The 12,396-nt window shown below is 60.4% G+C and carries 10 protein-coding genes; 8 read left to right on the plus strand and 2 right to left on the minus strand.

Annotated elements, in window-relative coordinates:
• Positions 1–5 precede the first annotated feature (5 nt).
• The 6 genes from tolB to glmM all read left to right on the plus strand — a co-directional run bounded on the left by tolB (position 6) and on the right by glmM (position 8,344).
• A complete protein-coding gene (tolB, locus tag ACQY1J_RS07985; protein WP_062460748.1) occupies positions 6–1,310 on the plus strand; it encodes a Tol-Pal system beta propeller repeat protein TolB in 1,305 nt (434 codons plus the stop codon).
• 172 nt (positions 1,311–1,482) lie between these two features.
• The gene (gene pal, locus ACQY1J_RS07990) at positions 1,483–2,025 is read left to right on the plus strand and encodes a peptidoglycan-associated lipoprotein Pal (RefSeq protein WP_062460745.1); all 543 of its coding nucleotides are present in this window, start codon (positions 1,483–1,485) and stop codon (positions 2,023–2,025) included.
• Positions 2,026–2,330: 305 nt separating this feature from the next.
• Positions 2,331–3,353: a tol-pal system protein YbgF gene (gene ybgF / locus ACQY1J_RS07995; RefSeq protein WP_430251124.1), complete on the plus strand. Its 1,023-nt coding sequence runs from the start codon at positions 2,331–2,333 to the stop codon at positions 3,351–3,353.
• A gap of 10 nt (positions 3,354–3,363) precedes the next feature.
• Complete coding sequence (gene tilS / locus ACQY1J_RS08000) at positions 3,364–4,698, plus strand: tRNA lysidine(34) synthetase TilS (protein WP_430251125.1); 1,335 nt, start codon at positions 3,364–3,366, stop codon at positions 4,696–4,698.
• Between the two features lie 103 nt (positions 4,699–4,801).
• Complete coding sequence (gene ftsH, locus ACQY1J_RS08005) at positions 4,802–6,736, plus strand: ATP-dependent zinc metalloprotease FtsH (RefSeq protein ID WP_430251126.1); 1,935 nt, start codon at positions 4,802–4,804, stop codon at positions 6,734–6,736.
• A gap of 252 nt (positions 6,737–6,988) precedes the next feature.
• Positions 6,989–8,344, plus strand: coding sequence for a phosphoglucosamine mutase (glmM, locus tag ACQY1J_RS08010; RefSeq protein ID WP_430251127.1), 1,356 nt, complete (start codon positions 6,989–6,991; stop codon positions 8,342–8,344).
• Between the two features lie 74 nt (positions 8,345–8,418).
• Here the strand turns inward: glmM and ACQY1J_RS08015 are convergent, their stop codons facing one another.
• Positions 8,419–10,254, minus strand: coding sequence for a glycoside hydrolase family 15 protein (locus ACQY1J_RS08015; RefSeq protein ID WP_430251128.1), 1,836 nt, complete (start codon positions 10,252–10,254; stop codon positions 8,419–8,421).
• 153 nt (positions 10,255–10,407) lie between these two features.
• Here ACQY1J_RS08015 and ACQY1J_RS08020 point away from each other — a divergent pair, with 153 nt between their 5' ends.
• Both ACQY1J_RS08020 and ACQY1J_RS08025 read left to right on the plus strand, forming a co-directional pair.
• On the plus strand, positions 10,408–10,557 hold the full coding sequence (locus ACQY1J_RS08020; RefSeq protein ID WP_162728259.1) for a hypothetical protein: 150 nt from the start codon (positions 10,408–10,410) through the stop codon (positions 10,555–10,557).
• 246 nt (positions 10,558–10,803) lie between these two features.
• The gene (locus ACQY1J_RS08025) at positions 10,804–11,637 is read left to right on the plus strand and encodes an outer membrane protein (protein ID WP_062460728.1); all 834 of its coding nucleotides are present in this window, start codon (positions 10,804–10,806) and stop codon (positions 11,635–11,637) included.
• A 202-nt stretch (positions 11,638–11,839) separates the two neighbouring features.
• Here ACQY1J_RS08025 and ACQY1J_RS08030 read toward each other — a convergent pair whose 3' ends face one another.
• The gene (locus tag ACQY1J_RS08030; protein ID WP_062583120.1) at positions 11,840–12,103 is read right to left on the minus strand and encodes a hypothetical protein; all 264 of its coding nucleotides are present in this window, start codon (positions 12,101–12,103) and stop codon (positions 11,840–11,842) included.
• Between the last annotated feature and the right edge of the window lie 293 nt (positions 12,104–12,396).

Below are 12,396 nucleotides of genomic sequence, written 5' to 3' on the forward strand. Positions count from 1 at the left end.
AAACCATGATCAGACGTTCCTTCCTCGGGCTCATGATGGCGTCCGCCGGTGCCGCCGCGATCTCCAACCCCGCAAACGCGGTGGTCGAGATCAACATCAACAAGGGCAATGTTGAGCCGCTGCCGATCGCGATTACCGATTTCCTGTCCAACAACGAGCTTGGACCGCAGATTTCGCAGGTTATCGCCGCCGATCTTCAGCGTTCGGGATTGTTCGCGCCTGTCAACAAGCAGGCGTTCATCGAAAAAATCACCGATCCGGGCCGCGCGCCGCGTTTCGAAGACTGGAAGGCGATCAACGCCCAGGCGCTGGTCGTCGGTCGCGTCAGCCGTGAAGGCGACGGTCGTCTGCGCGCCGAATTCCGTCTCTGGGATACGTTTGCCGGCCAGCAGATGACCGGCCAGCAGTTCTTTACTCAGCCGGAAAACTGGCGTCGTCTGGCGCACATCATCGCCGACGCGATCTATAAGCAGATCACCGGCGAGCAGGGCTACTTTGACACCCGCGTCGTGTTCGTATCCGAAAGCGGTCCGAAGACTGCCCGTCAGCGTCAGTTGGCAATCATGGACCAGGACGGTTTCAACGTCCGCATGCTGACCGGCACCAAGGATCTCGTGCTGACGCCGCGCTTTTCGCCAAGCCGTCAGGAAGTCACCTACATGTCGTTCGAGGGCAACCAGCCGCGGGTCTACCTGCTGCAGCTGGAAACCGGACAGCGCGAAGTGGTGGGCAATTTCCCCGGCATGACGTTCTCGCCTCGCTTCTCGCCTGACGGTCAGAAGGTGATCATGAGCCTTCAGCAGGAAGGCAACGCGAATATTTACACGATGGACCTGCGTTCGCGCACGACGACGCGCCTGACGTCGACGGCTGCGATCGATACCGCGCCATCCTATTCGCCCGATGGTGCGCGCATCACGTTCGAAAGCGACCGCGGCGGCCGCCAGCAGATCTACGTGATGGGGGCCGACGGTTCGGGCCAGAGCCGCGTCTCGTTCGGCGATGGTTCCTATTCGACGCCGGTCTGGTCGCCGCGTGGCGATCTGATCGCGTTCACCAAGCAGTCGGGCGGAAAGTTCTCGATCGGCGTGATGCGTCCGGACGGTTCTGGCGAGCGCATTCTGACATCGGGCTTCCATAACGAGGGTCCGACCTGGGCACCGAACGGGCGTGTTCTGATGTTCTTCCGCCAGAACGCCGGCGCCGGTGGTCCGCAGTTGTATTCGATCGATCTCAGCGGCTATAACGAGCAGATGGTCAAGACACCGGCATTCGGGTCCGACCCGGCCTGGTCGCCGCTTCTTGAATAGGAGGCACGTTTGAGGCGCGGCAGATCTGCCGCGCTTGCGTTCCAACCGGCAGCGAACGACTGAAAAATAGGGCACCGGAAGGAATTCGTTAACCATAAGCGTTTGATCATGGTTAACCTAAATCCGTTAGAGTTCGGCAACTCTGAAATTAATTATCAAGGAGAGAACGGCCATGAGCCGCATTCATACCCCGGCGATGAGCCGTATGCAGACCCTCGCTCGCAACCCGGCCGTCATCGCTCTGACGCTGGCCCTCGCTCTCGCAGGCTGCGCCAACAAGAAGAACCTTCCGAACAACGCGGGTGACCTTGGCCTCAACGGCGGTGGTGCCGGCGGCTCGGCAACACCTGGCTCGAGCCAGGACTTCACGGTCAATGTCGGCGACCGGATCTTCTTCGATACGGACTCGACCTCGATCCGTGCAGATGCCCAGCAGACGCTCGATCGTCAGGCTCAGTGGCTGCAGCGTTACCCGAACTACGCGATCACCGTCGAAGGCCATGCCGACGAACGCGGTACACGCGAATACAACCTGGCACTCGGCGCCCGTCGCGCTTCGTCCACCAAGGAATATCTTGCTTCGCGCGGCATTCCTGCCAACCGCATCAAGACCATTTCCTTCGGCAAGGAACGTCCGGTCGCAGTTTGCGACGACATCTCCTGCTGGTCGCAGAACCGCCGCGCGGTTACCGTTCTCGGTGGCGCTGGCATGTAATGCCGGTGAGGGGCGGGGCCAGTCCCCGTTCCACACATGACATTTTGGTGAGAAAAGGTGGCCTTCGCGCCACCTTTTTTGTTTTTCCTTAGTTTGGCCCCGTTTCCCTTGATTTTGAACGTCGACTTGGTTGCTTTTTGACGGCAGTTCAGAAAAATCCGTATTGCGCCAATCCGGCGCAAGCTACAGCGCCGCGCACCGGGTTTCCGATGCGCACAGCGCGTTGTAGAACATAGGTTGCGCTTCGTTCTTTCCGAAAGCCATTCCGGCTTGAGGGCCGAAGCGCGGGAAGCAGGACGGACGACATGAAGAAAATTGTCTTGGCAGCGATGCTGGGGCTGGCGGCGATGGCGGGCCCTGCTGGGGCCTTCTCATTTCCGAAACTCTTCCAGGGCGAGCAAAGCGTTCCGCAACAGCCGCAGGCCGAACAACGGCCTGTGATCCTCGCGCAGGGCGGCGATGCCGTCCGGACGCAGCAGCTTCAGGAAGAGGTACGGCAGCTTAACGGCCGTATCGAGGAAATGAGTTATCAGCTCCTGCAGATGCAGGAACAACTGCGCAAAACGCAGGAAGATAACGAATTCCGTTTCCAGGACCTGGAAAAGAAGAAGAGAAGCGACTTGGGCGACACGGGCGGGCAACCGGCCGTGGCGTCCAACCGCCCTTCGTCTTCGGCTTCCTCCGGCGAAACCTCCCCGCCCGCCGCGCAAAGCGCCGACGACGTGGCTCGCATCATCGGTGAGCCATCCAGCCCATCCGCGACCACAGGCAACCGCGCCGCACCTGCGCCAACAACGCTTGGATCGATGAATCTCGACACGAGCGGAAATACTGTCGGTGCGTCCCGCAACGACAATGCCCGCAATTCGGCCGGTCTGCCCGGTGTCTCCTCCGGCTCGTCACGCAGCGGCACGTCCCAGGATCCGCAGCAGACGGCTTCGCTCGGCAGTGAGAGCGACAGCTACAAGATCGCCTACGACCACGTGCTTTCCGGCGACTATCCGCTCGCCGAAAAGGAATTCTCGGCCTACCTCACGAGCTACCCGAAGAGCGCGCGTGCCGCAGACGCCAATTTCTGGCTCGGCGAAGCGCAGTTCTCGCAGGCGAAATATGCCGATGCGGCAAAGACCTTTCTCAATGCGCATCAGACCTACGGCAAGTCCGCAAAGGCCCCTGAAATGCTGCTGAAGCTTGGCATGTCGCTTGCCGCTCTCGACAACAAGGATACGGCCTGCGCGACGCTTCGCGAGGTTCCCAAGCGCTATCCGAATGCGCAGCGCGCCGTGCTCGGCAAGGTGACGACCGAGCAGAAGCGGCTGTCCTGCTGATCCTGCGGCGGTGACAAAACCGGATCCATCCCCGCAGTCAGCGGTTCGTGAATTTCTCGCCGGTCTTTCAAGGCCGGCGAAACTGCTTGTGGGGATCTCCGGCGGCAGTGATTCGACCGGGCTTCTGCTCGCGCTTCAGGAGGCGCTGGCTACTGACCCGGAAGGCGGGATCGAACTTGCCGCTGCCACGATCGATCATGCGCTGCGAGCCGAATCAGGCGCGGAGGCCGGCGCGGTGGCATCTCTTTGCGCACGCAAGGGCATTCCCCACACGATCCGCCGCTGGGACGGCGACAAACCAACGACCGGCATTCCGGCTGCTGCACGAGAAGCTCGCTACCGGCTGCTGATGGAGATCGCTGACGAGATCGCAGCCACCGCCATCCTCACGGGCCATACGCTGGATGACCAGATCGAAACGGTGGCGATGCGCGCAGTGCGCAACGGCACGAAGGGCAAGCTGGGTCTGGCGGGCATGGCAGGTGCAGTCCTGCTCGACAGACGGCGCTGGCTGCTGCGACCGTTTCTGTCTGTGCGTCGCTCAGCGATCCGGGATTTTCTTGCAGCGGGAGGCGAGGGCTGGATCGACGACCCGAGCAACCTCGACAGCCATTACGAGAGGGTCAGAACTCGAAATGCTCTGACGGGCATCGAAACGGTGACGATGGACGAGATCGCTGCGGCCGGCGCTTCGCGAACGCGTCTGTCCCGCCATGCGGCGGAACTGGCCCGCGAGCAGCTGACCATCAGCCATGGGGTTCTGGCTTATCTTCCGGTCGAAGCATTGGGCGGCGATCCACTGGCTCGGGACCATCTGCTCGGACATCTCATCGCGCTCCTGGGCGGACGGGAACACGTTCCTTCGACCGAGACGATGACACGGGTCGCGGCATTTCTGGATGGCCGGCACCTCGGCCGAATGTCTGGAGGGCGGGTCATCCTCGATCTGCGTCGGGATGGGCTGTATCTTTACCGGGAAAGCCGCAATCTGAACCCTGTTCGCATCGCGGCGGGGGCGGTGAAGGTCTGCGATGGCCGATACCGCGTCCACAACCCAACCAATAGCGAAATCGTGATCGGGCCGACCATTCCCGATCGCACGCTGGCGGGCTGGCTTTTCCCGAATGCGCCCGGGTCGGTCGCGATGCGGGCCATGGCGGCAATGCCACAGGTGCAAACACTCGAAACTGGCCTGCTGCACGCGATTGACATGCACCCGGTCCTGGGGACGTTCGAACGCTTCCTGTCGCAGTTCGAGCTCGAGATTGCAGCCCAGTTCGCCGATTTGGTCGGATGCGACGATATACCCCCGCTTCCGGTTAAGCTTTCGCAGCGGAAAAGCTAGGCGTCCGTGCCGGTTCGCCTTGGCAATGCCAAAGCTCAACCCTATGTTAGGTTCCAAGAAGGGCGGTCGCCATGATGTGACCGTTGGCATACTGGGGAGTTCGATGAACCCAAATTTTCGCAATTTTGCCCTCTGGGCCATTATAGCCCTGCTGCTGATCGCTTTGTTCAGCATGTTCCAGACGGCGCCGTCGCAGACGTCCTCGCGCGAAATTCCGTATTCGCAGTTCCTGCGTGACGTGGATTCCGGCCGCGTTCGCGACGTCGTCGTGACCGGCAATCGTGTCCTCGGCACCTATACCGAGAACGGCACCAATTTCCAGACATACTCCCCGGTCATCGATGACAGCCTGATGGAGCGTCTTCAGTCGAAGAACGTCTCGATCATGGCTCGCCCCGAGACAGACGGATCGTCTGGCTTCCTGAGCTATATCGGCACGCTGTTGCCGATGCTGCTGATCCTCGGTGTCTGGCTGTTCTTCATGCGCCAGATGCAGGGTGGCTCACGCGGTGCGATGGGCTTCGGCAAGTCGAAGGCGAAGCTTTTGACCGAAGCGCATGGCCGCGTCACGTTTGAGGACGTTGCCGGCGTCGACGAAGCCAAGGCTGACCTCGAGGAAATCGTCGAATTCCTGCGCGATCCGCAGAAGTTCCAGCGTCTCGGCGGTCGTATCCCTCGCGGCGTGCTGCTTGTCGGCCCTCCGGGCACCGGTAAGACGCTGCTCGCCCGTTCGGTGGCAGGTGAAGCCAACGTGCCGTTCTTCACGATCTCCGGTTCGGACTTCGTGGAAATGTTCGTCGGCGTCGGTGCATCCCGTGTGCGCGACATGTTCGAGCAGGCCAAGAAAAATGCGCCCTGCATCATCTTCATCGACGAAATCGACGCCGTCGGCCGTCACCGTGGCGCAGGCCTCGGCGGTGGTAACGACGAACGCGAGCAGACGCTGAACCAGCTTCTGGTCGAGATGGACGGCTTTGAGGCGAACGAGGGTATCATCCTCATCGCCGCAACCAACCGTCCTGATGTTCTCGATCCCGCACTTCTGCGTCCAGGCCGTTTCGACCGTCAGGTCGTCGTGCCGAACCCTGACATCGTCGGTCGCGAACGCATCCTCAAGGTTCACGCGCGCAACGTGCCGCTTGCTCCCAACGTGGATCTCAAGGTTCTTGCCCGTGGTACGCCCGGTTTCTCCGGTGCCGACCTCATGAACCTTGTCAACGAATTTGCCCTGATGGCAGCGCGCCGCAACAAGCGTCTCGTCACCATGCAGGAATTCGAAGACGCCAAGGACAAGATCATGATGGGTGCCGAGCGTCGCTCGTCCGCCATGACCGAAGCCGAAAAGAAGCTTACCGCCTATCACGAAGCCGGTCATGCGATCACCGCCCTCAAGGTGGCCGTTGCCGATCCGCTGCACAAGGCGACCATTATTCCGCGCGGCCGTGCGCTCGGCATGGTCATGCAGTTGCCGGAAGGCGACCGCTATTCGATGAGCTACAAGTGGATGGTATCGCGCCTGACCATCATGATGGGTGGCCGCGTTGCTGAAGAACTGACGTTCGGCAAGGAAAACATCACGTCCGGTGCTTCCTCTGACATCGAGCAGGCGACCAAGCTTGCGCGTGCCATGGTCACCCAGTGGGGCTTTTCCGACATTCTCGGTCAGGTTGCCTATGGTGAAAACCAGCAGGAAGTCTTCCTCGGACATTCGGTTTCGCAGTCGAAGAACGTGTCCGAATCGACGGCCCAGAAGATCGATAGCGAAGTGCGCCGTCTGATCGACGAAGCCTATACGGAAGCGCGCCACATCCTGACTGAATACCACGATCAGTTCGTGGCCATCGCTGAGGGCCTTCTCGAGTACGAAACCCTTTCGGGTGACGAAATCAGAGCGCTGATTCTCGGCCAGAAGCCGTCGCGTGACCTTGGCGACGATTCGACGCCAAGCCGTGGTTCGGCTGTGCCGAGCGCCGGTGTAAAGAAGGACGAGCCGAAGGGCGATGCGCCCGAAGGCGGTCTTGAACCTCAGCCGCACTGATCTCTACTGCATCAAACCTATTAAAGCCGCTGCGGAAACTTCCGCGGCGGCTTTTGCTTATCGACCTTAGCGGGACTGGTTCGGTAACGGGATATAAGCGATTTTGACGGTAATTTAGGTGCCAACGCAGATGAACTGTGGCATGAGCCGATCTTGGACGGCAATGCCGCCGATCCGCTCGGGCATGTTGCACATATAGCCATAACCGGGCGAAGACCGCGCTTTTGAGAGCGCGTGTACCAGGGAGCTTACATGACACGCCGCTATTTTGGGACTGATGGCATCCGCGGGCATTCCAACGTCTATCCGATGACGCCAGATCTTGCGATGCGCGTCGGTATTGCCGTCGGAACGATTTTTCGCAACGGAACGCACCGCCACCGCGTGGTAATCGGCAAGGATACCCGTCTTTCCGGCTACATGCTGGAAAATGCCATGGTCGCGGGCTTTACCGCAGCCGGCCTCGACGTGTTTTTGCTTGGCCCGATCCCGACGCCCGCCGTCGCCATGCTGACGCGCTCGCTGCGTGCGGATGTCGGCGTGATGATTTCCGCTTCACACAACCCGTTCGAGGATAACGGCATCAAGCTGTTCGGCCCCGACGGCTACAAGCTTTCCGATGAGCTGGAAATGCGGATCGAGGATCTGCTCGACAGCGACCTCCATTCGCAGCTGGCAAAATCGGCCGATATCGGTCGCGCCAAGCGCGTCGAGGGCGATATCTACCGTTATATCGAACAGGCCAAGCGCACGCTCCCGCGTGACGTGACGCTGCACGGTCTTCGGGTCGCGATCGATTGCGCCAATGGTGCCGCCTACAAGGTCGCGCCGCTGGCTCTGTGGGAGCTCGGCGCCGAAGTGGTCACGATCGGCAACGAGCCGAACGGCACCAACATCAATCTCGATTGCGGCTCAACCAGCCCGGCGGCGCTGCAGCGCAAGGTCCACGAGACGCGCTCCGATATCGGCATTGCGCTCGACGGCGACGCGGACCGTGTCATCATCGTCGACGAGAATGGCGATATCATCGACGGCGACCAGCTGATGGCGGTTATCGGCGAAAGCTGGGCGGAAGACGACAAGCTGACCGGTGGCGGCATTGTCGCGACCGTCATGTCCAATCTCGGGCTCGAGCGCTTCATGGAGACCAAGGGCCTGACGCTTGCGCGCACCAAGGTCGGCGACCGGTATGTGGTCGAGCACATGCGCAATCACGATTTCAACGTGGGTGGCGAACAGTCCGGTCATATCGTGCTGTCGGATTTCGGCACCACCGGTGACGGTCTTGTCGCAGCCTTGCAGATCCTTGCCCGCGTAAAGCGGCTCGATCGACCGGTGAGCGAAGTCTGCCGCCGGTTTGAGCCGGTGCCGCAGCTGTTGAAAAACGTACGCTTCGCCGGTGGCAAGCCGCTGGAAAACGCCGTTGTGCGGCAGGCGATCGCGGATGCGGAAGCCGAGCTTGCCACCAAGGGCCAACTCGTCATCCGCCCATCGGGCACCGAGCCGCTGATCCGTGTCATGGCTGAAGGCGACGACCGGGCCCAGGTCGAGCGCATCGTCGGCGATCTCGTTACGGTGATTGCCAACGCCAGACCGGAAGCGGCCTGACGGATCGTTCGGATCTAGCCTCTCCCGGCTATGACGGGAGAGGGATGGGCCACGACCTTGTGGCCGTTCGCTGGTTACGGCCGCCACTGCCTGAACTTGCCGTCCAGTGCGCCGTCGAGGTAGAAGGCGGCGCTGATCAGGGCGAGGTGGGTGAAGGCCTGCGGGAAGTTGCCGAGGAACTCACCGCGCGGATCGAATTCTTCCGCATAGAGCTGCAGGTGATTGCCGAACAGGAGCAGCTTTTCCATGTTGATCTCGGCTTCCGCCAGGCGACCGGCGCGGGCGAGGCACTCCACATACCAGAATGAACAGGCGGCGAAGAAGCCTTCATCGCCGTCCAGGCCGTCCTTGCGCTTGTAGCGCATGACGAGCGCATCATCGGCAAGTTCGTTGCCGATTGCATCGAGCGTCGCCAGCCAGGCCGGGTCGGTGGCACTGATGAAGCGCACGAGCGGCATCATCAGCATGGACGCGTCGAGATCACTGCCGCCCTTGGCATGAACGAAGTGCCCGAGATCGGCATTCCAGAAGTTTGCCCAGATATCGTCGCTGATGGCATTGCGTGCCTCGACCCAGCGTCCGAACGGAGCTGTTAGCGACCGCTTCTGCGCGAGCCGGATGGCACGATCCACCGCGACCCAGCACATAAGCCGGGAATGCAGATGTTCCTGCGGCTCGCTGCGGATTTCCCAGATGCCGGCATCGGCGTCCTGCCAGATGTCGCATACGTGGTCGACGATACGCCGGACAGCATTCCAGTTGTCGTGGGAGATCGCCTCGCCGTATTTGTTGCTGATATAGACCGAATCGAGAAGCTCGCCGTAGATGTCGAGCTGGATTTGTTCGGCGGCATTGTTGCCGACGCGGATGGGTTTGGCGCCACCATAGCCCGAGAGGTGGTCGAGTTCCTGTTCGGTGTCGACGCGACTGCCATCGAGATTGTACATGATCTGTATTTGCCCACCTGGCGACCGGTCCGTCCTGTCGACGAGCCAATGGGAAAATGCGTTCGCTTCGTCCTGATAGCCAAGGCGCATCAGCGCGTAGATCGTGAAGGAGGCATCCCGGATCCAGGTCGCACGGTAATCCCAGTTTCGCGGGCCGCCCGGAGCTTCGGGCAAACCGAATGTGCCCGCTGCGGCGATGGAACCGTTCTTTTGCGAGGTCAAAAGCTTGAGCGCCAGTGCCGAGCGGGTGACGGAGGAGCGCCAGCGACCGGTATAGGTCGAGCGTTTTGCCCAGCCCTGCCAGTATTCTATGGCGTCCGCGATTGCAGCGCTGACAGCGTCCTTGTCCCAGACGTCGCTGTCGTTTCCGTCCAGAACAAAGTCGGCCGTCTCTCCGGCTTTCAATGAAAACGTGGCGCTGACACCGCCGTCTTCCTTTTCGAAGGTCACCGGGCCCGAGAGGCGAAGGGTGAAATCACCGCAGCGGAACGTTGACACGCCGCCGTCGACCGTGACCTCGGGCACCTTGCGCGCATAGTCGAAGCGCGGCCAGCAACGCAGCGAAAACGTCATCTCGCCGCGGGTGACTTCAACCCGGCGGATCAGGTTCTCCACCCCGTCCTCGGTTTTTGGCACCGGCATCAGATCGACCACTTCGGCGCTCTGGTGCTGTCCGAGCCAGCGGGTGAGGAGGACGTTGGTCTCGGGGATATACATCTGCAGACGACGGGCATCGTCGATGTCAGGCGAAAGCTCGAACGCGCCGCCCTTTTCCGGATCGAGGAGTGCGGCGAAGATGCTGGGACTGTCCAGATCCGGCCAGCAGAGAAAATCGATCGCACCATCGCGCGCAACCAGCGCCAGGGTTCTCAGATTGCCGACCGCACCATGTTCGGCGATCGGTCGCGGCACGTCGGCGTGGACCGCCAATGATTTCCCAGTATCGGTATTCAGTTGTGTCAAAACCTGACCCTTTCCTATGCAGAACGGACAACTCCGAAGCAGCAGATCGGTTCGCCGATAACGTCTTGGCTCGCCAAGAAGTTACCCCTGATTTTTTAGGGATCGAACTTCGAGATGGTGCGTTCTCTTTCCCGCAAGGACGGGATGGAAGAGATGCAGCACGTGAAAATCGAAGCTGTCCGCAGGGCAGCGGTCAAACTTGTCGCAAGGCATGAGCAGGAAAAACTGAGGACTGCGCTCGCCGACCATCTTCGATCCGTGGCCGAGCTGAAACGCAAAGCCAAAGCGGACCGGGAAGGCTGACCGACGCGAGTGGGCGGCGGGCGAGGGCGTCATTCACGAAAAATTCGCCGATAATTTTTTAGAATTCACTTATATAATGTGAACATGTCGTTAAGAGCAGTGTGCTGTTAACCGCAAATCTTCACGAATATAACCTTGCTGGGGTTATAGTTAATCAGCATTTAACCTTTTTTCTTCATTCTTCATTGTCAAAGAGGTGGCCGGGCGTCGTGCCTGCCATTGACGCGACAAGCTTGGAGATGAGCCATGAAGAAGTGCCTAGCAGCCACGATGGCGTTCTTGCTGACGACCACCGTTGCCTATTCCGCGGATGTCTATCAGCCGCAGCCGGAAGCCTTTCAGGATGCACCGGAAGTGACCGTTCAGGAGTCGACCGGGTGGTACCTGCGCGGCGACGTCGGTTATTCCTTCAACAAGCTGCGCGGCGCCAAGTTCTTTCAGGGCGGCAGCTCGGCAAGCGAAACGGATTTCCGGTCGACGGATATCGACGACAGCTTCACGTTCGGCGGTGGTGTCGGTTACCAGATCAACAACTACCTTCGCTCGGACGTGACTTTCGACTACCTGACGAAGAGCGATTTTGAAGGGTCGACGAGCGGCAGCTGCGGCGTGGCGGCGGACTGCATCTCCAAGGATCGTGCATCGATGAGGGCCTATAGCCTTCTCGCCAACGTTTATGTCGATCTCGGCACATACGCCTATTTCACGCCCTATGTCGGCGCCGGTATCGGTGCGACCTACGTGAAATGGGACAAGCTGCGCAACACGTCCTGCGCCACCGGAAACCCGGCGCTGTGCGATGATTCGGTTGAACACGGCGGCAAGGGCTCGTGGCGCGCGACCGGTGCCCTGATGGCTGGCGCGACCATCGACGTGACCTGCAACGTCAAGGCCGATGTCGGCTACCGCTTCCGCTATGTCGACGGCGGCGACATGTTCGGTTACGCCTCGAATGGTGGTCCGGGCCGCGACAAGGGCTTCTACAGCCACGAAGCACGCCTTGGCGCTCGCTACGTCTTCGGCGGCTGCGCGACACCCGTCGCCTACGAGCCGGAACCGGCTCCGCTGGTCTATAAGTAAGCTTTATCTCGACCTCGAGAAAAAAGGGTCGCCTTCCGGGCGGCCTTTTGTCGTTTGCCTGTCTCGGACGATGACCGGTTGCCTCTGCCCTTTCATCTCACTGGTACACTAAGAGCGTCACGAGGAGGCGCGCTAGAGCCAGATCGCGGCGTCAACTGTCTAGGCGACCAATCCAGGGCTTTCAGGGAAGTCTGATCGACGGTCAGTCATCGAACGGACCGTCGATCCTGTGTCTGTCGATTATGCGCAGGCTACGATCAGGTTCGATGACGTAAGTTTCGCTGATCCGTTCACCGAACTGGTTGCGAAATTCATGGGGTATCCTGCTTCCCACCGGTGCGTTTTTCAGCCGCGTGTGAGGCTGCCCTTTGTATGTGATGCTCCCGGGGATGGGGGAAAGGTCGACTTGTGATGTAGAGCAGGCCGTGAGGAGGCCTGCTGCAGCCAGTACAAAAAAGCGTTTCATGGTCTGCTCCTGGATTTGTAGGTAAGCTGTCAAACAGCCTGGGCGGAGAAAAGTTTCCCGATAGGCTGCGGGCTTCAGACTCATATTGCTGGAGACGCACTGACGTTGCAGGGCTGCAAGCCATATCGACACTATCGGCGCGATAGTCTTTTGGACTTTGCAAGGGTGATCAGTCGGGGAATCGGCATATCATACATATGCTAGCGGACCGATCCCGGTCTTGTGCTACTCCGGCTCCATCAGCGCGATCTTGCTAGCCGCACTCTCCAGAAACCCATTTCCACTTGCGCTTT

Origin of the sequence: Neorhizobium sp. DAR64860/K0K1 (assembly GCF_050500205.1) — a bacterium.
Taxonomy (GTDB): Bacteria; Pseudomonadota; Alphaproteobacteria; order Rhizobiales; family Rhizobiaceae; genus Neorhizobium; species Neorhizobium soli.